This window comes from Pinirhizobacter sp. (assembly GCF_035317885.1).
GTDB lineage: Bacteria > Pseudomonadota > Gammaproteobacteria > Xanthomonadales > Rhodanobacteraceae > Pinirhizobacter.
Window position 1 is genome coordinate 1 of record NZ_DATHFX010000213.1, and the last position, 22117, is coordinate 22117.

21 protein-coding genes and 3 tRNA genes are annotated in these 22117 nt (G+C 65.3%); 4 read left to right on the forward strand and 20 right to left on the reverse strand.

Going from position 1 to position 22117, the window contains the following annotated elements; all coding sequences use genetic code 11:
* The 13 genes from VK519_RS06675 to VK519_RS06735 all read right to left on the reverse strand — a co-directional run.
* The coding region (locus VK519_RS06675) for a 5'-nucleotidase (protein ID WP_324348424.1) at window positions 1–639 on the reverse strand (639 nt) is incomplete at its 3' end.
* Between the two features lie 11 nt (window positions 640–650).
* The gene (locus VK519_RS06680; RefSeq protein ID WP_324348426.1) at window positions 651–1409 is read right to left on the reverse strand and encodes an NAD kinase; all 759 of its coding nucleotides are present in this window, start codon (window positions 1407–1409) and stop codon (window positions 651–653) included.
* 43 nt (window positions 1410–1452) lie between these two features.
* Complete coding sequence (gene recO / locus VK519_RS06685; RefSeq protein WP_324348428.1) at window positions 1453–2163, reverse strand: DNA repair protein RecO; 711 nt, start codon at window positions 2161–2163, stop codon at window positions 1453–1455.
* Window positions 2164–2175: 12 nt separating this feature from the next.
* Window positions 2176–3105, reverse strand: a complete 930-nt coding sequence (gene era, locus VK519_RS06690; protein ID WP_324348429.1) for a GTPase Era — start codon at window positions 3103–3105, stop codon at window positions 2176–2178.
* A complete protein-coding gene (rnc, locus tag VK519_RS06695; RefSeq protein ID WP_324348431.1) occupies window positions 3102–3755 on the reverse strand; it encodes a ribonuclease III in 654 nt (217 codons plus the stop codon). Before rnc ends, era begins: the two co-directional genes overlap by 4 nt.
* A gap of 7 nt (window positions 3756–3762) precedes the next feature.
* Window positions 3763–4143 carry a DUF4845 domain-containing protein gene (locus tag VK519_RS06700; RefSeq protein WP_324348433.1) on the reverse strand — a complete coding sequence of 127 codons (381 nt, stop codon included), beginning with the start codon at window positions 4141–4143 and terminating at the stop codon, window positions 3763–3765.
* 91 nt (window positions 4144–4234) lie between these two features.
* Entirely contained in the window at window positions 4235–5149 is a 915-nt protein-coding gene (lepB, locus tag VK519_RS06705; protein WP_324348435.1) for a signal peptidase I, read from the reverse strand.
* A gap of 94 nt (window positions 5150–5243) precedes the next feature.
* Window positions 5244–7034, reverse strand: coding sequence for a translation elongation factor 4 (gene lepA, locus VK519_RS06710; protein WP_324348437.1), 1791 nt, complete (start codon window positions 7032–7034; stop codon window positions 5244–5246).
* Between the two features lie 130 nt (window positions 7035–7164).
* A complete protein-coding gene (locus VK519_RS06715) occupies window positions 7165–8595 on the reverse strand; it encodes a Do family serine endopeptidase (protein ID WP_324348464.1) in 1431 nt (476 codons plus the stop codon).
* Window positions 8596–8747: 152 nt separating this feature from the next.
* Window positions 8748–9410 carry a sigma-E factor negative regulatory protein gene (locus VK519_RS06720; RefSeq protein WP_324348439.1) on the reverse strand — a complete coding sequence of 221 codons (663 nt, stop codon included), beginning with the start codon at window positions 9408–9410 and terminating at the stop codon, window positions 8748–8750.
* Window positions 9407–10003 carry an RNA polymerase sigma factor RpoE gene (gene rpoE / locus VK519_RS06725; protein ID WP_324348441.1) on the reverse strand — a complete coding sequence of 199 codons (597 nt, stop codon included), beginning with the start codon at window positions 10001–10003 and terminating at the stop codon, window positions 9407–9409. The genes VK519_RS06720 and rpoE overlap by 4 nt, the downstream gene beginning before the upstream one ends.
* Before the next feature lie 177 nt (window positions 10004–10180).
* Window positions 10181–12460 carry a putative bifunctional diguanylate cyclase/phosphodiesterase gene (locus VK519_RS06730; RefSeq protein WP_324348443.1) on the reverse strand — a complete coding sequence of 760 codons (2280 nt, stop codon included), beginning with the start codon at window positions 12458–12460 and terminating at the stop codon, window positions 10181–10183.
* The gene (locus tag VK519_RS06735) at window positions 12460–12933 is read right to left on the reverse strand and encodes a Ycf46 family AAA ATPase (protein WP_324348445.1); all 474 of its coding nucleotides are present in this window, start codon (window positions 12931–12933) and stop codon (window positions 12460–12462) included. The genes VK519_RS06730 and VK519_RS06735 overlap by 1 nt, the downstream gene beginning before the upstream one ends.
* A 96-nt stretch (window positions 12934–13029) precedes the next feature.
* Between VK519_RS06735 and VK519_RS06740 the strand changes: the two genes are divergently transcribed.
* Window positions 13030–15069: a 3-hydroxyacyl-CoA dehydrogenase NAD-binding domain-containing protein gene (locus VK519_RS06740; protein ID WP_324348447.1), complete on the forward strand. Its 2040-nt coding sequence runs from the start codon at window positions 13030–13032 to the stop codon at window positions 15067–15069.
* Between the two features lie 56 nt (window positions 15070–15125).
* Here VK519_RS06740 and VK519_RS06745 read toward each other — a convergent pair whose 3' ends face one another.
* The 5 genes from VK519_RS06745 to VK519_RS06765 form a co-directional block, all read right to left on the reverse strand.
* Window positions 15126–15749 (reverse strand): DUF2058 domain-containing protein, encoded by a 624-nt coding sequence (locus VK519_RS06745; RefSeq protein WP_324348448.1) that lies wholly within the window; start codon window positions 15747–15749, stop codon window positions 15126–15128.
* 12 nt (window positions 15750–15761) lie between these two features.
* Window positions 15762–15971, reverse strand: coding sequence for a SlyX family protein (locus tag VK519_RS06750; protein ID WP_324348449.1), 210 nt, complete (start codon window positions 15969–15971; stop codon window positions 15762–15764).
* Entirely contained in the window at window positions 15968–17311 is a 1344-nt protein-coding gene (locus tag VK519_RS06755) for a UDP-glucose dehydrogenase family protein (protein ID WP_324348451.1), read from the reverse strand. The genes VK519_RS06750 and VK519_RS06755 overlap by 4 nt, the downstream gene beginning before the upstream one ends.
* Window positions 17312–17415: 104 nt before the next feature.
* The gene (locus VK519_RS06760; RefSeq protein ID WP_324348452.1) at window positions 17416–18225 is read right to left on the reverse strand and encodes an FKBP-type peptidyl-prolyl cis-trans isomerase; all 810 of its coding nucleotides are present in this window, start codon (window positions 18223–18225) and stop codon (window positions 17416–17418) included.
* A gap of 237 nt (window positions 18226–18462) precedes the next feature.
* A complete protein-coding gene (locus VK519_RS06765; protein ID WP_324348454.1) occupies window positions 18463–20226 on the reverse strand; it encodes a cation:proton antiporter in 1764 nt (587 codons plus the stop codon).
* 87 nt (window positions 20227–20313) lie between these two features.
* On the opposite strand from VK519_RS06765, the gene VK519_RS06770 reads away from it, so the two are divergent.
* The 3 genes from VK519_RS06770 to VK519_RS06780 all read left to right on the forward strand — a co-directional run bounded on the left by VK519_RS06770 (window position 20314) and on the right by VK519_RS06780 (window position 20614).
* Window positions 20314–20389, forward strand: a tRNA-Ala gene (locus tag VK519_RS06770).
* A gap of 9 nt (window positions 20390–20398) precedes the next feature.
* Window positions 20399–20474, forward strand: a tRNA-Glu gene (locus tag VK519_RS06775).
* A gap of 63 nt (window positions 20475–20537) precedes the next feature.
* Window positions 20538–20614, forward strand: a tRNA-Asp gene (locus tag VK519_RS06780).
* A 91-nt stretch (window positions 20615–20705) separates the two neighbouring features.
* Here the strand turns inward: VK519_RS06780 and VK519_RS06785 are convergent.
* Window positions 20706–21185 (reverse strand): DUF1249 domain-containing protein, encoded by a 480-nt coding sequence (locus tag VK519_RS06785; protein ID WP_324348455.1) that lies wholly within the window; start codon window positions 21183–21185, stop codon window positions 20706–20708.
* A gap of 17 nt (window positions 21186–21202) precedes the next feature.
* Entirely contained in the window at window positions 21203–22018 is an 816-nt protein-coding gene (gene ppsR / locus VK519_RS06790) for a phosphoenolpyruvate synthetase regulatory kinase/phosphorylase PpsR (protein WP_324348457.1), read from the reverse strand.
* Window positions 22019–22117: the final 99 nt, after the last annotated feature.

A 22117-nucleotide genomic window follows, 5' to 3' on the forward strand; every position in this document is an offset into this window, starting at 1 on the left:
ACGGAACGGCCCGCCTGAGAGGGGTTCGGCCCAACGCTCGCTTTCGTTGCGGTGGAAGGCCTCGATGCCCTCCTCGCGCGATACGCGTTCGCCTTCGTCGCCAAAGATCACCGCATCGCCGTCGAAGGCAATGCGCAATTGCTCGCTCGAACGCGGCGGCGCCGTGGACGGCAGGATGGTGGCTGCGGCAACGCCCGCGCGCAACGCGCGGCCGACGTCCTCGGGATTGGCCGACAGGAAAAGATCGGCGCGGAACGGCGCAATGTAGTCGGAGGTAGGCGCGCCACTGGTGAACGCCGCGCGACTGATGCCCAGCCCGTAGTGCTGGATCGCATTGAAGATGCGCAGCCCCGTGTCGCCGGAATTGCGCGAAAGCAGGATCACTTCCACCGGCGGCACGTCGCCGGCCAGCCGGTTTAGTCCCAGGAGCTTCTGTACCAGCGGAAAGGCCACGCCAGGTTCGAGCAGTTCGTCTTCCTTTTCGATCTGGAACCGGCGATAAGCGTCCAGCCCCTCGCGTTCGAAGAGCTCGTGGCTGTTTCCCATGTCGAACAGCGCGCGCGAGGAAATAGCCACCACCAGGCGGTTGTCGCTGGCGGCTTCCTTCGCGTGGGCGTTGGTTTCAGGCGGCTGGGACACGGTTACGGCTCCTAAAGCGCGAACTGCTCGTCGAGGATGCGCTGCTGCAGGTTGTGTTCCGGATCGAAGAGCAGGCGCACGCCGTGCCTGCGCGACTGGCGTATCTGAACGCTTTGCACGTCGCGCACTTCATGGAAGTCGGCGGTGGCGCTGACCGGCCGCTTGGCCGGGTCCTTGACGGTGAACCCGACGCGGGAGGCATGTGGCAGGATGGCGCCGCGCCAGCGACGCGGACGAAACGGGCTGATCGGCGTGAGCGCCAGCACGTTGGCATCGAGCGGCAGGATCGGCCCGTGCGCGGAGAAGTTGTAGGCGGTGGATCCGGCGGGCGTGGACACCAGGATGCCGTCGCAGACGAGCTCCTCGAGCTTCACCAGATCGTCGATGCGGATCTGCAGGTGCGCCGCTTGGTTGGTCTGGCGGATAAGCGACACTTCATTGAACGCCAGTGCCTTGTGCTCCTGCCCGTTGATGCAGGTGCAGGTCATCTCCAACGGATGCAGGATCGCCGGATGCGCGCGCTCGATGCGCCCGACGAGGTCGGGAAGCTCGTGGCGATTCATCAGGAAACCGACCTTGCCCAGTTTCATGCCGTAAACGGGCACGCCCAGCGAGCGGGCATCGTGCAGGGCGCGCAGCATGAAGCCATCGCCGCCCAAAGCCACCACGGTCTCGGCCTCCGCCAGGGGAACGTCTCCATAGAGTTCCACCAGTGCTTCGCGGGCCTTGCGGGCGATGGGGGTACTGCTGGCGACGAACGAAAGGCGCATGGGTGAAGAGGTCACGGGCCGGAAAGCATGAAGCTTACCCGAATCACCGGCGCACGCCGCCCTGCCCCAGCACCGTCCATGCCCGCAGTTCGCCGCCTCCCAGGTGAAAGGTGATCACCTGGCGCATCAGCCGGCGCAGGGCGGCGAGCCCCGCCGCATCCGGGCAGCGGTCGGCGGCGAGATCCAGGAGGTCGCGTCCTTGCACGGTGTGCGGTTCGTTGGGGCGCGCAGGCACGGCACCCAGTTCCGGTTCGTAGCGATAGCTTCCGCCCGGAACCAGGGGCTCACCGCTGTTGCCTTCATATTCCAGCGCCAGCGCATACCCTAAGGCATCGAGCAGGTCGCGTTCGAAGCGCCGCAGGGTCCAGCCCACGGGCTCGCCATCGGCCAGCCGCCGCACGGTGCCGCCGTAGGCGTCGAACACGGCAGGCTGCGGATCGTGACGCGCTGTCAGGCGCACGACGAGCTCGTTGAGGTACAGGCCCGACATCAGCGCATCACCCACCAGCCGCATCGGCAGGCCGATGGGCTCGGCGGCGCGCAACGTGGCCAGTTCGCCGCGAAGCAGGAAGTCCAGTGCGATCGGCTGGAAGGGTTCGAGCTGAGAACGCTGCAGCCTTGCCCGCTCCCTGCGCACCCCGCGGGCAACCACGCCGATGCGGCCGTGATCGCGGGTAAGGCATTCGAGCAGGAGCGATGTCTCGCGATACGGCCGCCCATGCAGCACGAACGTCGGTTGCTGGTCGATGCGCATGGCGCTTGGGGTTTACTCGTAGCCGAAGCGCTTGAGTGCGTTCTCGTCGTCGGCCCAGCCTTCGCGCACCTTCACCCAGAGCTTCAGGAACACCTTGCGCTCGAAAACGCTTTCCATGGCCTTGCGCGCGGCACTGCCGATGGCCTTCAGTTGCGCGCCGCCATGGCCGATGACGATCGCCTTCTGCCCATCGCGCTCGACCCAGATCACGGCATGGATTTCCGCCATGCCGTCTTCGCGGTCGACGAACTGCTCGATCTCCACCGTGGTGGCGTAGGGCAATTCCTGGTCGAGCCGGCGCATCAGCTGTTCGCGAACCATCTCGGAGGCCAGGAAGCGCTCACTGCGATCGGTGATCTCATCCTCGCCATACACCGGCGGGGCCTGCGGCAGGCGCGCGATCAAGCTGCGCTCGAGCTCTTCCAGGCCCTTGCGCTTGAGTGCACTGACGTAGTGCACCTCGTCAAAGGCATGGCTCGCCGTGAGATCAGCGACGAACGGCAGCATCGCCGCCTTGTCCTTGGCGAGGTCCACCTTGTTGATCACCAGGATGCGCGGCGCCGATTGCTCGGACAACACCGCATGCACGGCGGAGTCTTCATCGGTCCAGCGATTGGCCTCGATCACCTGTACGCCGACGTCGACGTCCGACATTGCCGACCGCGCGGTGCGGTTGATGCTTCGGTTCATCGCCCGCTTTGCGCCGCGATGCAGGCCCGGGGTATCCACATACAGGATCTGCCCCGCCGGTCGCGTGGCGATGCCCAGGATGCGATGGCGCGTGGTCTGCGGACGCGGGCTCACGATCGACAGGCGGAACCCCACCAGGGCGTTGAGCAAGGTGGACTTGCCCACGTTCGGCCGGCCGGCCAGCGCCACGAAACCGCAGCGGTAGTCGGCGGATACGACAGGTTCGGTCTCGATGGCGGGTTCTTCGTTCATGCGGTTTGCTCCAGCAGGCGAGCCAGCACGGCCTCGGCGGCTTCCTGTTCGGCAGCCCGGCGGCTGCCACCGCGCCCTTCGACGCGGCATGTGATGGGGTCGGCGATCGTGCAGCTGACGTCGAAGGTCTTGGCGTGGTCTTCGCCGTGGCTGTCGATCAATTCATACGTGGGAAGGGGCAGGCCCCTGCCCTGGAGCCACTCTTGCAGCCGCGTCTTGGCGTCCTTGCTCGACCGTGGTATCGCGGCCACCTGGTCGTCGAAAATGCCACGCACCACCTCGCGGCAGGCATCGAAGCCGGCGTCCAGGTAAATGGCCGCGATCAGTGCCTCGAAGGCATCGGCGAGGATCGACTCGCGGCGGAAGCCGCCACTTTTCAGTTCACCGGGGCCGAGCTTCAGGTCGTCGCCGATTTCCAGCGATTTGGCCACCACGGCCAGCGCCTGCCCATTCACCAGCTGGGCGCGCAGGCGCGAGAGCTCGCCCTCGCTGGCCTTGGGATGCGCCTGGTAAAGCATCTCGGCCACCATCGAGCCCAACAGGGCGTCGCCGAGGAACTCAAGCCGCTCGTTGTTGGGACGTCCGGCGCTGCGGTGGGTCAGCGCCAGCTGGGCCAGCGCCGGGTCGGCGAAACGATGAAGCGGCTTCACACCTTCCTCATTGCGTGATGTCACCTGCGAGCGGCTTGGATGTCTCGAAATGCAGGAGCAGCGAGATGTTGTACATGAACGGGATGATCTTGTCGTATTGCACATGCAGCGTGGCGGCATTGCCCTGGCGCTGCACGGTGATGTCCTTCGGCTTGATGGTGGCGTCGTCCACGTACTGGAAGTTCATCTTGAACATGAGTTCGCGACGGATGTCGTCGAGCGTCTTGCCCGCGGTGCCACCGGCGCCGATCTGGGACATCGCCTTCTGCACGCCCATGAATTCCGTGTAGGCAGGTACCAGCTTCATCGCCGCGTAGGCGAAGAACCCGACCACAGCCAGGATGATGATGAAACCGACCAGCGTGACGCCTGATTGCCTGCCCTTCATGACTGTCTCCCCCCGAAGAATGGATCGTGAGCACGCCCCCGTGGCGCGCCGGCGGGCAAAGCATAACCGCTCTGCGCGACGCCTGGATGGATCAATGGATCACCCGGCCCATGCGCGGGAAGTCCAGCCAGGGGAAATCCAGGCCTTTCCAGCTCAGCCAGACGACGAACGCCTTGCCCACCAGGTTCTTCTCGGGCATGCAGCCCCACCAGCGGCTATCGGTGCTGTTGTAGCGGTTGTCGCCCATCACGATGTAGCAGCCCTGCGGAACGACCGTGGGGACGTCGCCGTTGGGGATGTCGTGCGGGATGTTGTAGGCGGGCATCAGCGCGATGCGGTGGTCCACGCCAGGCAAGCCCGCGGAACCGGGCAGATGCTCGGTCCAGACGGTGGCCCCATTGGCCAGCATCAGGCTGTCCTCGGTCAGACGTGGATCGCCCTCGTACGGGCCGATCGCGTCGTCCACCACCCGCTCGCCGTTGATGTAGAGCTCGCTGCCGCGCGACTCGATGCGGTCGCCCGGCAGGCCGATCACGCGCTTGATCCAGTTCTGGTTGGGTACCGCCGCATGCGGGTCTTCGCAGCTCTGGTCGCCACTGCGCAGCACCTGGCCATCGACCTGGCAGATGTAGCCCGGGAACCGGAACACCACCACGTCGCCGCGGCGCGGCTCGCCGATGGCCACGAGCTTGTTGTTGAAGGCAGGCATGCGCAGGCCATAGGCGAACTTGTTGACCAGGATGAAATCACCCACGTTCAACGTGGGCATCATCGAGCCCGACGGGATGCGGAAGGGCTCGGCCACGAACGAACGCAGCAGCAGCACGATCAGGATCACCGGGAACAGCGAACGGGCCCAGTCGGTGGGCCAGGGATCGACCAGCGGCTCGCCGGAGGCTTCGCTACGGGCCTTGCGTCCCTTGAACAGGAAGAGGCGGTCGAAAGCCCAGACCACGCCGAACAGCGCTGTCAGGCCAAGGAGGATCGCCGCAAAATCGAATTCCATGCCTACTCCATCGGTAAGGCCGCCGCTCCCGGGCCGGCCAACAAGGCCGCACGGTAACACCGGCGACCAGCTTGCGAATACGTGACCTTCGGGGTTATTTGTCCGTCCGGAGCACCGCCAGGAAGGCTTCCTGGGGGATTTCCACGCTGCCGACCTGCTTCATGCGCTTCTTGCCTTCCTTCTGTTTCTCCAGCAGTTTTTTCTTGCGCGAGACGTCGCCGCCATAGCATTTGGCCAGCACGTTCTTTCGCAGCGCCTTCACCGTGGAACGGGCGATCACCTGGGCGCCGACGGCGGCCTGGATCGCCACGTCGAACTGCTGGCGGGGGATGAGGTCCTTCATCCGCTCCACCAGCTCGCGGCCGCGGCGGTCGGCATGCGACCGATGGACGATGAGGCTGAGGGCATCGACCCGGTCACCGTTGATCAACACATCCACGCGCACGAACGGGCCGGCGTCGAAGCGCTCCATGTGGTAATCCATCGACGCATAGCCGCGCGATACGGACTTGAGCCGGTCGAAGAAATCGAGCACCACTTCGGCCAGCGGGATCTCGTAGGTCACCTGCACCTGCGTTGCCAGGTAGTGGATGGAACGCTGCACGCCACGCTTTTCTTCGCACAGCGTGATCACGTTGCCCACGTAGGCCTGCGGGGTAAGGATGCTGGCCACGATGATCGGCTCGCGTATCTCCTGGATCTGCGGGATCGGCGGGAGCTTGGATGGGTTATCCAGCGCCAGGATGGTGCCGTCTGTCTTGAGTACCTCGTAAACCACTGTGGGCGCGGTGCTGATGAGGTTGAGGTCGTATTCGCGTTCCAGGCGCTCCTGCACGATTTCCATGTGCAGCATGCCCAGGAAGCCGCAACGGAAACCGAAGCCCATGGCCTCGGAGCTTTCCGGCTCGAAGAACATCGACGCGTCGTTGAGGCGCAGCTTGTCCAGCGCCTCGCGAAGCGCGGGGTAGTCGTCGGCCGACACCGGGAAGAGGCCGGCGAAGACGCGCGGCTGCATGGTCTGGAAGCCCGGCAGCGGGTGGTCGGCCGGCTTGCTGGCAAGGGTAAGCGTGTCGCCGACCGGCGCACCATGGACGTCCTTGATCGAGGCGTTGATCCAGCCCACCTCGCCCGCGCCAAGCTTTTCGAGCTTCTTCAGCTTCGGGGTGAACACGCCGACGTCGTCGACCAGGTGCACGCGCCCGGTGGACATCACCAGGATCTTGTCGCCGGCCTTGATCTCGCCCTGCATCACGCGCACCAGGGACACCACGCCCAGGTAATTGTCGAACCACGAATCGATGATCAACGCCTGCAGGCGATCGGTATCGCGCGGCTTGGGCGGCGGGATGCGGGCGATGATCGCCTCGAGCACCTCGACCACGTTGAGGCCGGTTTTGGCACTGATCGAGATGGCATCGCTGGCGTCGATGCCGATCACCGCCTCGATCTCGCCCTTGACCTTCTCGATGTCAGCGGTGGGGAGGTCGATCTTGTTCAACACCGGCACCACTTCAAGGCCCTGCTCGATCGCGGTGTAGCAGTTGGCCACCGACTGCGCTTCCACGCCCTGGGCGGCATCGACCACCAGCAAGGCGCCCTCGCAGGCGGCCAGGGAGCGGCTTACCTCGTAGGAGAAGTCCACGTGGCCTGGGGTATCGATGAAATTGAGCTGGTAGGTTTTTCCGTCGCGCGCCGTGTACGGCAACGACACCGACTGCGCCTTGATGGTGATGCCGCGCTCGCGCTCGATGGGATTGTTGTCCAGCACCTGGGCTTCCATCTCGCGTTCGGTCAGGCCGCCGCAGATCTGGATGATGCGATCGGCAAGCGTGGACTTGCCATGGTCGATGTGGGCAATGATGGAGAAATTGCGAATGAGATCCATGGAGCGCCGATACCTGGGAATGCCCGTCCCCGCGACGCGGGCGACGTGGCGCGGCAGATCGAAGGGATCCACGGCGCGCAAACGGCGATTATCGCACGGAAGGGCCGCCCCACGGGCGGCCCGGCCGGTTCTAGGGCATGGTGATGGGGATGAACTGGGTGGCGTCGTCGCGACGCACCAGCAGCAGGGCGGTATCCCCCGACTTCAGCCCCCGGGCAGCTTCGGCAAATGCGGCCGTGGTGCCCACGCGGGCCTGGTTGACCATCAACACTACGTCCCCCTGCTGCAGGCCGGCCGCCTGGGCCGCCTTGCCGGTGACGTTCTTGATGGCTACGCCCTCGCCCGCGCCGAGGCCTGCTTCCTTCCGATCGCCGGCCGAAAGATCGGTGACTTCCAGCCCAAGCGCCTTGCCAGAGGCGGCACCCGGCATCTTGCCGGTGCCCGACTCGCCGCTCGCCAGGGCGTCGCCGTCTCGCGGCAGTTCGCCAACCGTGGCCTCGACCGTCTGTTTCTTGCCGTCACGCAGGATGCCTACCTTGGCCACCGTGCCGGGCTTTGTACTGGCCACCAGGGGCGGCAGATCCGAAGCCTGGCCGATGGCCTGGCCATTGAACGACAGGATGATGTCGCCATAGCGAAGGCCCGCCTTGGCTGCCCCGCTACCGGGAGTAACGTTGGCCACGGCCGCACCGACGCCCGAATCGAGCTTCCACGCCTTGACCATGTCGTCGGTGACCACGCCCACCTGCACGCCCAGCATGCCGCGGGTCACGTAGCCCTTCTGCTTGATCTGCTGCACGGCGTCCATGGCCACGTCGATGGGGATGGAGAACGCAACACCCTGGTAACCGCCGGTGCTGGAATAGATCTGCGAATTGACGCCCACCACCTTGCCCGCGAGATCGAACAACGGGCCGCCGGAATTGCCGCGGTTGATGGGGACATCGGTCTGGATGAACGAGGTGTACGGCTGGTCGCGGCTGCCCAGGTTACGGCCCACGGCACTGACGATGCCCTGGGTCACGGTGTAGTCGAAACCAAACGGCGAGCCAATGGCCAGCACCCACTGGCCGGCCTTGAGCGCACGCGAATCGCCGATGGCGACCGCCGGAAGGCTGCCTGCGTTTACCTTGAGCAGGGCGATGTCGTACTTCGGATCGGTCCCGACCACCTTGGCGTCGAGCGTGCGGCGGTCCTGCAGGCGCACGGTGACGGTGTCGGCGTCTTCCACTACGTGGTTGTTGGTGATCACGTAGCCATCAGACGAGATGATGAAACCCGAGCCCAGCGAGGTGCTTTGCTGTTCTTCCGGCGAGGGCATCATCGGCATGCCGAAGAACCGGCGCAGCAGTTCCTGCTGGTCATCGGGCATCTGCTGCGCCGTGCGCGGCTTGGTGTGCTGGCTTTTGCCTTTGCCGGTGTACTTCGCTTCCACGTGCACCACGGCCCCAGCATTCTTTTCGACGATGCCGGTGAAGTCCGGCAGGGGCGAGGCCGATTGCGCGCCAACCGCAGCCGTGGAAAGGCAAAGCGCCGCTGCCAGGAGCCAGCGCCGGGTCATAAAGGTCATCCGATTCCTCCTTAACTTGGGTCTTTCGTACCGATACCTGCCGCGTTTACCTGGCGGCTGGCTGTTTCAATGGACTGGTTTGATAAGCGCCAGGGAACCTGACGCGGCCGGGGCGGACGGGTGTCCACCCCGGCGGGGTTGTTCTATCGCGCCTGCGAGCGCTGCTGCTGGGGAATGGCCTGCGTCGGCACGACGGGGCTGAGCAGGATCATGTAGCGGGCGTCGTTGGCGCTGATGGCACCGTTGAACTGCACTGGCTGCAGGGGCTGCACCTGGTACTGGCTTACTTGCTGCGGGTAGCTGGCCATCGGCGAACCACTGCCGTAAGCCGCCTGCTGGGTAAGCCGCGAGGCGACATTACCCGACAGCCACTGTGGCGCAGCCGCCGGGCTGCTGCCGACATCGGCCACGGAGCCATCCGCGGCACTGCCCGTGACATGGGTGGCGGCCAGCGGGGCCGCGGTATCCGGACGGTGGCCGGCCGGCTGGGAGACCATCAGCGCGGCCACGGCAACACCCGCGGCGATCGCGCCACCGGCGGACCAGTGCAGCCAGTGCCGGCGGCGCGGGGCCACGGCCACGAGGGGCGCCTGGTCGATCGCGGCCATCACCCTGGCGGCGAATCCAGCCGACGCCAGCTGCCCGGGCACCTGCCCGCGCAAGCCATCGCCGGCAAGGTGGAAGCGGTCCCACGCGTCGCGCAGGGCCTGGTCGTGATCCAGCCGCCGCATCAGGAAACGAAGTTCCTGTGCCGACAACTGGCCATCCGCCGCGGCGGAGAGGTTTTCCAGGTTGCTTTCACTCATGTTCGGTAGTCCTCGCGGGTATCCAGCACGGGCCGCAGTTTTTCGTCGATTGCTTCACGGGCGCGGAAGATCCGCGACCGTACGGTGCCGATCGGGCACCCCATCTTTTCGGCGATTTCATCGTAGCTGAGGCCGTCGACCTCACGCAGGGTGATCGCCACCCGCAGTTCCTCGGGCAAGGCTTCGACAGTAGAAAACACCGTTTGTTCCACCTGCTGGCGCATCAACTCACGTTCGGGCGTCGCGTTTTCGTGAAGGCGCCCGGCGCCGGGGCCATGCACGGCGTCGTCCACGGCGATGTCGTCGGTCGGCGGCCGGCGGCCCATGGCCACCAGGTGGTTCTTGGCGGTATTGACCGCGATCTTGTACAGCCAGGTGTAGAACGCACTTTCGCCGCGGAACGACGGCAGCGCCTTCCAGGCGCGGACGAAGGACTCCTGGGCGATGTCCTCGCATTCGGACCAGTCGCGCACATAGCGGGAGATGAGCGCGACCAGGCGATGCTGATACTTGCGCACCAGCAGGTCGAACGCACGGCGGTCGCCTGCCTGGACGCGCTCGACCAGTGCCTGGTCAACTTCGTTTTCGCCCATCGGGGGCCCTCTCCTTTAATGGTTGCCGCGGGGCCTTCGCGGGTGGACGGCTGCGCCTTCGACCGCAGCGCCACCAGCAAGTTCAGCCAGTCCCTGCCTGGGGTCAGAGTTATAACTCTGACCCTCACGATGCGGGTACAGCCTCCTCCAACGCAGATGGGGTCGTCACGGTTGTCATCAAGCATGGTCAACCGGTGCCAGGCCGCCGGCAAGTATGCGCGCGCGCTCGTTAAGGAGCTTTTCGAAGGCAAGCTGGGGCAGCGGCCGGCAGAACAGGTACCCCTGCAATTCGTCACAGCCGTTGGCCCGGAGGAAGTCCAGGTGCTGTTCGATTTCCACGCCCTCGGCCACCACGCCGCGCTTGAGGCGGTGGGCCATGTCGATGGTGGCGCGGACGATGGCCTCGTCGTCGGGATCCACGCCGATGTTGCGCACGAAGCTCTGGTCGATCTTGATGCGATCGGCAGGCAGGCGGCGCAGGTAATCCAGCGACGCTGCTCCCGTGCCGAAATCATCGATGGCGATGCGGCAGCCCAGCGCATGCAGCGCATCAAGGCTCTCGACCAGGTTCGGCACGGTCTTCACGCTGATGCTCTCGGTGACCTCCAGTTCCAGATGCTGTGGATCGAAGCTCGTCTCGTTGAGGATATCGGCCACCGTCTCCACCAGGTTCGGCTGCATCAGCTGCACCGCGGAGAGGTTCACTCCCAGGCGCAGATTGAAGCCATGGGCTTCCTGCCACGCCCGCGCATGGATGCACGCGGTGCGCAGCACCCAGGCACCAATGGAGACGATCAGTCCGCTGGCCTCGGCCAGCGGGATGAAGAACGCCGGGCTGATCGTGCCCAGTTCCGGATGCTCCCAGCGCACCAGTGCCTCCATGCCGACGATGTCCTCGCTGTCGGCGCGCACCTGGGGTTGGTAGTACACGCGCAATTCGTTGTTGCGCTCGGCATGGCGCAGCTTTGATTTAAGCGCCACGTGCTGCTGCTGCATGGTGTCCGGATTGGAGGCGTACACCTGGAAATTGTTGCGGCCAAGGCTCTTGGCGCCGTACATGGCCTCGTCGGCATGGCGTAGCAGCATTTCCGAGTCGCTTGCATCGTCGGGGAAGAAGCTCACGCCGATGGATGCGGTGATCTGCAGTTCCGAGCCGTCGCCCAGCATCAGCGGCGATTCCATCACCTGGACGATCTTCTCGGCAATGCGCAGTACGTCATCACGCTTGATGATGTGGCGAAGGATCACCGTGAACTCGTCACCGGCGTAGCGCGCCACGGTATCGGAGGCACGTACGTTGGATTGCAGCCGGCGCGCCACCGCGGCCAGCACGAGGTCGCCGGTGGCATGGCCCAGGGAGTCGTTGATGGCCTTGAAACGATCCAGGTCAACGAACATCACCGCGAAACATTCGCCAGTGCGATGGGCTTCGCGGATGTTTGTATCGAGCCGGTCATTGAACAGCAACCGGTTGGGCAATCCCGTGACCGCATCGAGCAAGCCCCGTGCGCGCCCCTGTTCGCGGGCTGCGCGAAGCTCCAGGGCGCTGGCGAAGCGGTTGGCGCCGGTGCGCAGGGCCGCCTCCATGGTCGCGGCATCGGCAACCGGCTCGAGTCGTCCGACCACCAGCGCGCCCAATACCACCCGGCGCTCGTCCACCAGCGGCAGGGCCGCATAGGCACCGAGCCCGAGTGCCTGGACGAGGGCATCGCTACCCAGCCCCCGGACGCTTTCCAGTGCCACCACCGCATCGCCACGCAGGGCCACTTTCAGTAACCCCTGTTGCGTGGCCGATGGGCCTTCGGCGGGCAGGTTCGGCGCGCAGAAACGCGCCAGCTCCACGGGCTCCTCGTGCTCGGGCTGAAAAGCCCACAGGGACACCACGTCGAGCTCTAGGGTGTTGGCCATCGTAGCCACGCCGTCGGCCAGGCCCGCGTCGTCGCTAGAGCAACCGGCCAGGGCTGCCACCATCGACAGCGCGCGTGAAGCGAGGTCGTGGCGGGCCAGGGCGGCCGCCGGGGCAGCGGCGACCGGACCTTCCGGTACAACGGCAGCCGGGGTGGCGGCCGCGGGTACCGTTGCGTCGCCAATGCTGCGCGTGGCGCGGGGCAACAACTCACTGCGGATGGAGGCACGCCGCAGCCAGTCGTTGAACACCGGCGCCAGCAGGCGCGTATCCATGGCCGCGGTATCGTCGACCACGGCGATCAGCGGGGTATCGCGGTAGGCCGCGCGCGAGCGCAGTGCGTGGGCGAAACCGAGCACGCGACCCGCGTCGGCCTCGAGCGCCAGCACGACCAGGGCCAGCGGCGGCTCGTCCAGCAACAACGACTCGGCCTGCGCTACGTCCCGGGCGGCAAGGATCGGGCGGAAACCCACATGATCGAACGCATCGAACATGTCACGGCGCACGTCGCGCTGCGCGGCAAGGATAAGGACGCCGGGAAAATCGGGCATCAGGTGACCCAGCGCCCGTCGCGCAACCGCAGGCCGGCGGGGCGCGGTTGGGTGGCCATGTGCACCAGGACGTCGTCGAGCGACTCGGCCAGCGAGGGCGCCCCGCCAAGCAGGATCACGCGGCGCACCGGCTGGGCCGGCAACCGGGCGATCTGCCGCAGCAGGTGGGCATCCTGCGCGCCCACCAGCGCCGGCGGCGTCACCAGGTAGATGCCAAAGTGCAGGCTTTGCAGGATGTAACGCAGCACGTCGCCCACGCGGGGGCAGCCGGGCACCCGCGTGCTGGCCTCGCGCAGGCTCACCAGGCCGTCCTCCGGACGCCAGCGGTACATCGATTGCCCGCTGCGACGGGCCATGGCGGCGAAGCGCTCCACCAGGCCCTCCACGTCGTCGACGTCCAGCCAGACGAGCGGCCCCTCCGCCTCGAGCACGCGTTCGAGGATGTCGTTTCCAGCCTGGGTATCAATGGACATAATTGGTCAACCGTACGCCAGCGAACGTTCGTCTCGCAATAGCTCTTGCGCGGAGGTAAGGTGTGCCGACTCATTATCGACCCGGCGCCGTACGATATGTTCGAAGGATTACGCTTTAAACACTGGCACGCCAGCGAAGACGACAAAGGCGTGGTATTGCTCGCCCTGGACCGCGAAGGCACAAGCGTCAATGCGCTCTCGCGCACCGTGCTCGATGAACTGGCCGAGATCGTCGAGCGGCTGGCCATCGACAATCCGCCGGGCGTGGTCATCCACTCGGCCAAACCCTCAGGCTTCGCCGTGGGTGCCGACATCAAGGAATTCGTCACCTACGCCGAGGCTGGCACGGTGCAGGAAAACATCGAAAACGGCCAGCGCGTCTACGAAAACCTCGCGCGCCTGCCCTGCCCGACCATCGCCGCCGTCCACGGCGCCTGCATGGGCGGTGGCACGGAACTGGCGCTGGCCTGCCGCTACCGCATCGCCGCCGACGACGACGCCACGAAAATCGGCCTGCCCGAAGTGATGCTTGGCATCTTTCCCGGCTGGGGTGGCAGCGCCCGCCTGCCACGATTGATCGGTGCGCCCGAGGCCCTGCAGGCGATGCTCACCGGCAAACCCTTCAATGCCCGGCGCGCGAAAGCCGTCGGCCTGGTCGATCGCCTGGCCAAGCCGGAAGAACTCCTTGCCGAGGCACGGCACTTCATTCGCCGCCCGACACCACGGCCGTTCGCGCAGCGAGCCCGCGCCTGGGCCACCAATACATGGCTGGCGCGGCAGGTCATCGCGCCGATGGTGCGCAAGCAGACCGCCGCCAAGGTACGCAAGGAACACTATCCCGCGCCCTTCGCCTTGATCGACACCTGGCAGCGCGGCGGCAGCGACATCAACCAACGACTCAAGCTCGAAGCCCGCGGCGTCGCCAGGCTGGCGCAGACGCCCACCGCACGCAACCTCATTCGCATCTTCCTGCTGCAGGAACGCCTGAAGGGACTGGCCGGCAAGGCCGAACACCGTATCGAACGCGTCCACGTGGTGGGCGCGGGCGTCATGGGCGGCGACATCGCCGCCTGGGCGGCGCTCAAGGGGTTCGAGGTCACGCTGCAGGACCGCGAGATGAAGTACATCGAACCGGCGATCACGCGGGCCCAGGCGATGTTCGAAAAGCGCCTGAAGTCACCGGCCAAAGTGGATGCCGCCATGGCCCGGCTGAAGGCCGACGTCGAAGGTGCGGGAGCTGCCAACGCCGACCTTGCCATCGAGGCCATCTTCGAGAATGCGCAGGCCAAGCAGGCGCTTTACGCCACCATCGAGCCGCAATTCAAGGCGGACGAACTCCTGGCTACCAATACCTCGTCGATCCCGCTGGACGAACTCCGCGGCAAGCTGGCTGCCCCGCAACGTTTCATGGGCCTGCACTTCTTCAACCCCGTGGCGCAGATGCCGCTGGTGGAACTGGTGCGCCACGACGCCCTTGATGCGGAGTCGGAGAAGCGCGGCCTTGCCTTCATCAAGGCCCTGGGCAAGCTTCCGGTGCCGGTGAAAGGCACCCCGGGATTCCTGGTCAACCGCATCCTCATGCCTTACCTGCTGGAGGCCATGCGCCTTTACAACGAAGGCGTGCCCGGCCCCGTGCTCGACCGCGAGGCCAAGCGCTTCGGCATGCCGATGGGCCCGATCGAACTGGCCGACACCGTGGGCCTTGACGTGTGCGCCTCGGTAGGCGCGGAGCTTGCGCCATTCCTGGGGCTTGAGTTGCCGCAGGGGCTTGAGGCGAGTATCCAGGAAGGCAAGCGCGGCAAGAAGGATGGGCAGGGGCTGTACACCTGGGTCGACGGCAAGCCGCAAAAGCCGCAGGTGGACGAGAACTACACCACGCCGCCCGACCTCATCGACCGCATGATCCTGCCGATGGTGAACGAAGCGGTTGCCTGCCTGCACGAGCGTGTGGTGGACGATGCGGACCTCCTCGATGCCGGCGTGATCTTCGGTACCGGCTTCGCGCCATTCCGTGGCGGTCCGATCGAATATGCCCGCAGCGAGGGCGTAGCCAAAGTGCGCGAACGCTTGCAGAAGCTCGCCCAGCGTTACGGTGAACGCTTCATGCCCAAGGCCGGCTGGGACGAACTGGGCTAGCGGCGGAATGTACCGGGGTCAGAGTAATGACTCTGACCCCCAACCCCGGCGATCAATTACCACATGAGATCGTCGGGCACGCCGTCGTCGGCCTCGTTGGCCTCGCCGGGCTTGACCAACAGAGCCACCTGCCCGGGTGCGAGTGTCGTGACTTCATCGACGGTCACGCGCGGCAGCAGCAGATAGCGGCCGCCATGCTGCACAACGCCCAACTCGCCGGCGTTCAGCGCCACCAGCTGGGCGGCATCGACATAGATGCGGCGGATCTTCTCGCCGTAGGTGAAGTGGCGCACCTGGTCGGCATCGGGCTTGTTCAACGACTTGCCTTCCACCAGCGACTGCAGCTTGCGCTTGCGCTCCTTGCGCAACCGCGCCTGCTCGGCGGCCTCGGTCTCTGCCTTGCGGCGCTCGGTGGCCTCCGCCTGGGCGCGGATGGCGTAGGCCTTGGCCAGGTCCACGTCGCTCGAAGACGGCGGGCGCGCGCCCTGCGGCCGGTTGGCCTGTCCACGGTTGCCTGGGTTGCCCTTGGCGTTGCCACGTTGATCCGGCCGGCCCTTGCCAGCGGTTGCGCCTACGGGCCGCGGCTTGCGCGGCGCCTGCGCCTGCTGCTGGCGTTTTTCCTCGTGGACCTGTTTGACAATGCCGCTCTTGAGCAGCTGGTCGCGCAGTGATTCAGCCATGGAACACTCGGTTTAATAGTGCGGGGGCGGCGGCTCGCCGTGCGGGTCGGAGGGTACCGACGACCGCACGGAGGCCAGTTCCGCGCGAAGTTCGCGCACGGCACGCTCGAGGGCGGCCAGGCGCTGGGATTGCTCGATGTCCGCGCTGGCCAGGCCCTGCACTGCCTCGTCGACGAACGACAGGCGTACTTCCAGCTCGTCCAGGCGCGGCTCGTGACTCATGGCGAGGCCCGCAGGCTACGTCCGCGACCGATGCCGTAGTAGGCAAGTCCGGCGTCTTCAACGGCGGTCGGCTCATACAGGTTGCGGCCATCGAACACCACTTGCGCCGACAATGCATCACGCATGCGGTTGAAGTCCGGCGCGCGGAAGGCCTTCCATTCGGTGACGATGGCCAGCGCATCGGCGCCCTGCAACGCATCGTACATGCTGTTGCACAGCACCAGGTCGTCGCGCTCGCCGTAAATGCGCGCGGTCTCCCCGCGCGCCTCCGGGTCGTACGCGCGCACTTTCGCGCCCGCCTTCCACAAGGCCTCGATCAGCGTGCGGCTGGGCGCTTCGCGCATGTCATCGGTGTTGGGCTTGAACGCCAGGCCCCATACGCCGATGGTGCGGCCGGCGAGTTTGCCGTCGAAATGCTGGTGCATCAGTTCGAACAGGCGCGACTTCTGCCGTGCGTTGACGCTTTCCACCGCGCCGAGGAGCTCAGCGGTGTAACCGTGTTCCTTCGCCGTGCGCTCGAGCGCCTGGACGTCCTTGGGAAAGCACGAACCGCCGTAGCCGGTGCCCGGATAGATGAAGTGGTAGCCGATGCGCGGATCCGAACCGATGCCCTCGCGCACGCGCTCGATGTCGGCGCCCACGCGCTCGGCCACATTCGCCAGCTCGTTCATGAAGCTGATCTTCGTGGCCAGCATGGCGTTGGCTGCATATTTGGTGAGTTCGGCAGAACGCGCGTCCATCACCACCAGGCGGTCGTGGTTGCGGTTGAACGGCTTGTACAGCTTGCGCAAGGCATTGATGGCACGCTCGCTGGAACTGCCGATGACGATGCGGTCGGGCTTCATGCAGTCTTCGACCGCATCGCCCTCCTTGAGGAATTCCGGGTTGGAAACGACGTCGAAATCGACCGAGGCGCCGCGCGCGGCGAGCGAAGAGGCGATGGCTTCGCGCACGCGGTCGGCCGTGCCTACCGGCACCGTGGATTTATCCACCACTACCGCGTAACGGCCCAGGTTCTCGCCGATGGTCCGGGCCACGGCCAACACGTAGCGAAGGTCGGCGCTGCCGTCTTCGTCCGGCGGTGTCCCTACGGCGATGAAGATGAGTTCGCCGTGCGCCACGGCGCTGACGGCATCGGTGGTGAAATCCAGGCGGCCGCCGGCATGGTTGCGCAATACCATGGGTTCCAGGCCCGGCTCGTAGATCGGGATGCGGCCGTTCTTCAGGCCTTCGATCTTGGCTTTGTCCACGTCGACGCAGACGACGTCATTGCCCATTTCCGCAAGACAGGTGCCCGTGACAAGACCGACGTAACCAGTACCGAAGATAGTGACTTTCATCGTGGGAGCAGACCGCTGGTGGGGAATGGTCGATTGTAAAAGAAACGGGGCGCGGAATAATCCGCGCCCCGTCACGCATCGCTTTCCCTAAAAAGGGCGTGTTATCAGCCGCCACCCGCCGGCTTGCCAGCGCCACCCGGGGCGCCCGGGGCGCCCGGGCCACCGGCCGGCGTCGGGCCGGTCTTGACCAGTTCGACGTCGAAGATGATCGTGGCGTTCGGCGGGAAGCCGTTTTCCGGCTGCGCGCCATAGGCGATGGTGGACGGGATGAACAGCTTGTACTGGCCACCCACCTGCATCAGCTGCAGGCCCTCGCGGAAGCCCGGGATCACCGCGGCAAGCGGGATCTGGGTCGCGCCCGGTTCCTTGTGATCGGCCGAGGAATCGAACTTCTCGCCGTTGACGAAGGTACCGGTGTAGTTGATCGAGACCGTGTCGTTCGGACCCGGACGGGCGCCCGTGCCAGCCTTGACCACCTGGTACTGCAGGCCCGACGCCGTGACCTTCACGCCAGCGGCGCTCTTGTTCTTGGCAAGGAAGGCATCGCCTTCGCTCTTGTTCTTGGAGGCGACCTGGTTGTACTCGACCTCGGCCTTGGCCTTGAGGTTGGCCACGAACGCGTCGCGGACCGTCTTGGCCTCAGCTTCGGTCATGGTCGGCTTCTGGCCGGAGAGCGCGGACTGCACGGCACGCGCAACGGTGGCCGGATCGATTTCATTACGGACCAGCGGCGGCAACTGGCTGGCCATGTCCCAACCTACGACATAGCTGGCCTTGGTCTTGTCCACGGCAGCCGGGGCCGCGGCAGGAGCGGCGGCCTTGCCCTTGGCAGCCTGGGCATGTGCGCCCGCGGTCATGCCAAGCGCAACAGCCAGCGCGGCGGCCGTCATCGTGGGGCGCAAAAAGTGCTTCATCGAGAACTCCCTCATAACGTGGAAAGCCGGCACGGGCCGGTGGTGCCTCCCCTATGGAGACAGAAACGCCATTGTGCGGGGCTTGGACGGCCTTGGCAACGGCGCGCACGATGGACACCGCATGCACGGAAAGGTTCAGTACCCCGGGGCATTAAACCCGCAGGAAAACGCCTTCTTCGCCGCATCTACCGCAAAAGTATCCTGTAGAGGCTGGTAGCCCAAGGACTTTTTCCCGGTTCAGTGATCGTCCGTCGGCGGCGGAGGCTTCTCCAGGGTGTCCCGGATCGCAGCCTGCAAGCGTGCGTGAACCTGAACGAGCAATCGCCAAAAAAGCCAGGTAAGCAGGGCCACGATCACCACGATCACCAGGGCGACCTCGCGCGGAGGAAGGATGGTGGACGCCAAAACCGCCACCAGCACACCCTGCGCCAGCATGACGGCCAACGGCACCAGGCGGGCCAGCGTGGCGCGCACGGCCACGTTGCGCGAGCCGCCCACATGCTGCGGCACACCAAGCTCGGCCAACAACATGCCCAGGGCTTCGGCCTTGCGGTAGGCGGCCACGATCATCGGCAATGACACCAGCGCCGCCAGCGACCACATCACGCTGCGGCGCGTGTCGGGATCGGCCAGCCATTCACCCAGGAAGCCGCGCCGGTAGAAGAAAGCCATGGCGATGAATACCGACACGACCAGCAAGGTATTGATCACCACGTGCCAGACGAGCCGGCGCACCATCTTCATCACCATGGCGCGTTGTCCGCCGGGCGACCCCACGGCATTGACCCAACCGGTATAGGTGGACATCACCGTCATCACCCGGCGCGGGGCAGTCCGCGCCAGCACGCCGGCCAGCGGCTCGGCCACGCGGATCAGGTAAGGGGTAAGGAACGTGGTGAGCGCCGATACCGCCACGGCCACGGGATAGAGGAAATCGCTGGTCACCTTGAGGGTAAGCCCGAGCGAGGCGATCACGAACGAAAATTCGCCGATCTGCGCAAGGCCCATGCCCACGCGCAGCGACGTGCGCCCGCCATTGCCGCCGACAAAGGCGCCGAAACTGCAGGTGATCACCTTCCCAAGCACCACTACCACCGTCAACACGCCGATGGGCAAGGCGTATTTCAGCAACAGCGCGGGGTCGATCAACATGCCGATGGCGACGAAGAACAATGCGCTGAACATGTCGCGCACCGGCATCACGATGCGCTCGATGCGAGCCACGCTGCGCGATTCGGCCACCAGGGCGCCCACCATGAAGGCTCCCAGGGCCACGCTGTAACCCATTTCGCTGGCCAGCAGGCAAAAACCGAAACAGATGCCCAGCACCGCCACCAGCAAGACGTCGTTACGGCTCACCCGTGCGATGTAATCCACCACCCGCGGCACCAGCAGCAGGCCCACCACCAGCGACACCACCAGGAACAGGGTGAGCTTGCCGATCGCGCCGAATGCCTGGCCGGGCTCCAGGTCCCCGGTGTTGGCAATGCCTGAAAGAATCGCCATCAGCACCACGGCCAGCACGTCCTCGATGATGAGGATGCCGAACATCAACTGGGCGAATCGCTCGCGCTTGAAGTTCTGCTCTTCCAGCGCCTTCATGATGATGGTGGTGGAAGAAATGGACAGCATGGCGCCCAGGAACAACGAGTCCATCGCCCGCCAGCCGAACAGCCGGCCGATCTCGTAGCCCAGCCACACCATCAGCGCGATTTCCGCCGCCGCTGCAATCAGTGCCGTAGCCCCCACCTTGCGCAACTTCCGCAGGCTGAATTCCAGGCCCAGGGCAAACATCAGCAGGATCATGCCGAGCTCGGCGAGGGTGCGGATGGTGTTCTCGTCGTGGATGAAGATCACTGGCAGCGTGTACGGCCCGATCACCACGCCGGCGATGATGTAACCGAGCACCACGGGCTGTCGCAGGCGCTGGAAGATCACCGTGGTGAGCCCGGCGACCAGCATCACCGTGGCGAGATCCTGGATGAATTGAAGGGCGTGCATGGGCACAGCCTAACCGGTGGGAAAATTTTGTTTACAAAAGCTTGACGGAATCGGGACCCGGCCCTATTCTTTGCGGCTTCCAGCGGCGGGGCCATAGCTCAGCTGGGAGAGCGCCTGCATGGCATGCAGGAGGTCGGCGGTTCGATCCCGCCTGGCTCCACCAACTCTATACGTCCCCATCGTCTAGAGGCCTAGGACACAACCCTTTCACGGTTGCGACCGGGGTTCGAATCCCCGTGGGGACGCCACTTTCCAGGCCACCGGAAGTGGATACAAGTTGGACGTTCGCTGGAAGTAAGGCAACACAATGCGGAGCGGTAGTTCAGTCGGTTAGAATGCTGGCCTGTCACGCCGGAGGTCGCGGGTTCGAGTCCCGTCCGCTCCGCCACTTGTTGTACTAAAGGACCCGCCCTCGGCGGGTTTTTTATTGCCCGCGTTAAGTACTTGATCGCTATCGCGAACTTCGTGGACGGCGGCCTTCAGGCCTCGGCGTCCTCATCGGCAACCCGCTCCAGGGTACCGATGGAATGGCCCTGCTCGGCCAGATATTCCAGCCAGCGGGTAAGGAACCCGTTCATCGTCAGCCGGTGCTGCAAAACCGTGTGGGCCGGCGGAAACGGACCCAACACCTGCCAGAGGCGACGGCCTGGGTGGCAATGCAGCGCCTCGGCGACATGGGCATCGGTATACATGCGCAATTGGGCCGACGGCGACGGCTGGCCCGTTTCGGCGTCGACGAAAGCGTAGGTGAGTTCCAGCTCAACCGTGTAAGGGTGTTTTTCCTGGATTTTCAAGCGCACGTCCAGGCCATCGTCCACGCTCGACACGTATTCCCCCGCCGCCAGCTTGTGCGGGGCGAACAGTCGCACCAGCCGATGATAATTCTCGGCATACAGGCCCATCAGGTACTCGAAGCGACCTGGCAGGAGGGATTCGGGGCGGTCGAGGACGGCGCTCATGGAAAGCCTAAGTTCTCCTAGTACATGTGTCGTTCGATACCCAGGTGTTCGAAGATCTTGCTGGAGATCTCCTCGATCGAGGTATGCGTGGTGTTGAGCACCGGGATGTTTTCCCGGCGCATCAGTTTGTCGGCCTGGGCCAGTTCCCATTGGCACTGCTTGAGTGTCGCGTATTTGCTTCCCGGGCGGCGCTGCTCGCGGATCTGCGCCAGGCGCATCGGGTCGATGTTGAGGCCGAACAGGCGGCTGCGGTACGGCTTCAGCCGCGAGGGCAGTTCCAGCTTGTCCAGGTCGTCGTCGGTAAGGGGATAATTGGCGGCGCACACGCCGTAATGCAAGGCCATGTACAGGCAGGTGGGGGTTTTGCCCGAACGGGACACGCCCACCAGCACCACGTCCGATTCGTTGTAGTTGACGTCAAGCCCGTCGTCGTGGGCCAGGGCATAGTTGGTGGCATTGATGCGCGCTTCGTAACGGTCGAAATCCACCAGGCCGTGCGAGCGGTTCACCGCGCCCGATCGCTTGGCGCCCAGTTCGTCCTCCAGCGGCTCCATGAAGGGCGCGAACACGTCCATCATCAGTGCTCCGCTTTCGGCCACGATGTCGCAAAGCCGCCGGTCGGCCATGGTATTGACCACGATCGGCCGCTGCCCTTCCTGGGCATATTTGGTCTTGATGCGCAGCGCCGCCGCTTCCGCCTTGCCCGCATCGTCGACGAACGGCAATCGATGGGTGTCGAAGTGCACCCCTTCGAACTGGGCCAGGATGCTGTTCCCGATGGTTTCGGCGGTAATGCCGGTGGAATCGGAAATGAAGAAGACAGTTCGGCGCATGGCGGTGCTTGGCGTCCTTCGGGCGGCTTTGGCTGCACGATAGCGCAGCCACCGGCATGCTGCGACACCCCGCAAACCCGGACGTAAGCGTTTACGTGA

Excerpts from the sequence above, each read along its gene's own strand:
- VK519_RS06720 (WP_324348439.1), bottom strand. The coding sequence starts at position 9,410 with ATGAGTGAAAGCAACCTGGAAAACCTCTCCGCCGCGGCGGATGGCCAG.
- VK519_RS06750 (WP_324348449.1), bottom strand. The coding sequence starts at position 15,971 with ATGAGTCACGAGCCGCGCCTGGACGAGCTGGAAGTACGCCTGTCGTTC.
- VK519_RS06680 (WP_324348426.1), bottom strand. The coding sequence starts at position 1,409 with ATGCGCCTTTCGTTCGTCGCCAGCAGTACCCCCATCGCCCGCAAGGCC.
- VK519_RS06740 (WP_324348447.1), top strand. The coding sequence starts at position 13,030 with ATGTTCGAAGGATTACGCTTTAAACACTGGCACGCCAGCGAAGACGAC.
- VK519_RS06755 (WP_324348451.1), bottom strand. The coding sequence starts at position 17,311 with ATGAAAGTCACTATCTTCGGTACTGGTTACGTCGGTCTTGTCACGGGC.
- VK519_RS06700 (WP_324348433.1), bottom strand. The coding sequence starts at position 4,143 with ATGAAGGGCAGGCAATCAGGCGTCACGCTGGTCGGTTTCATCATCATC.
- ppsR (WP_324348457.1), bottom strand. The coding sequence starts at position 22,018 with ATGCGCCGAACTGTCTTCTTCATTTCCGATTCCACCGGCATTACCGCC.
- VK519_RS06715 (WP_324348464.1), bottom strand. The coding sequence starts at position 8,595 with ATGACCCGGCGCTGGCTCCTGGCAGCGGCGCTTTGCCTTTCCACGGCT.
- VK519_RS06745 (WP_324348448.1), bottom strand. The coding sequence starts at position 15,749 with ATGGCTGAATCACTGCGCGACCAGCTGCTCAAGAGCGGCATTGTCAAA.
- rpoE (WP_324348441.1), bottom strand. The coding sequence starts at position 10,003 with ATGGGCGAAAACGAAGTTGACCAGGCACTGGTCGAGCGCGTCCAGGCA.
- recO (WP_324348428.1), bottom strand. The coding sequence starts at position 2,163 with ATGCGCATCGACCAGCAACCGACGTTCGTGCTGCATGGGCGGCCGTAT.
- VK519_RS06730 (WP_324348443.1), bottom strand. The coding sequence starts at position 12,460 with ATGCCCGATTTTCCCGGCGTCCTTATCCTTGCCGCGCAGCGCGACGTG.
- VK519_RS06765 (WP_324348454.1), bottom strand. The coding sequence starts at position 20,226 with ATGCACGCCCTTCAATTCATCCAGGATCTCGCCACGGTGATGCTGGTC.
- era (WP_324348429.1), bottom strand. The coding sequence starts at position 3,105 with ATGAACGAAGAACCCGCCATCGAGACCGAACCTGTCGTATCCGCCGAC.
- VK519_RS06760 (WP_324348452.1), bottom strand. The coding sequence starts at position 18,225 with ATGAAGCACTTTTTGCGCCCCACGATGACGGCCGCCGCGCTGGCTGTT.
- lepB (WP_324348435.1), bottom strand. The coding sequence starts at position 5,149 with ATGGAATTCGATTTTGCGGCGATCCTCCTTGGCCTGACAGCGCTGTTC.
- lepA (WP_324348437.1), bottom strand. The coding sequence starts at position 7,034 with ATGGATCTCATTCGCAATTTCTCCATCATTGCCCACATCGACCATGGC.
- VK519_RS06735 (WP_324348445.1), bottom strand. The coding sequence starts at position 12,933 with ATGTCCATTGATACCCAGGCTGGAAACGACATCCTCGAACGCGTGCTC.
- VK519_RS06785 (WP_324348455.1), bottom strand. The coding sequence starts at position 21,185 with ATGAGCGCCGTCCTCGACCGCCCCGAATCCCTCCTGCCAGGTCGCTTC.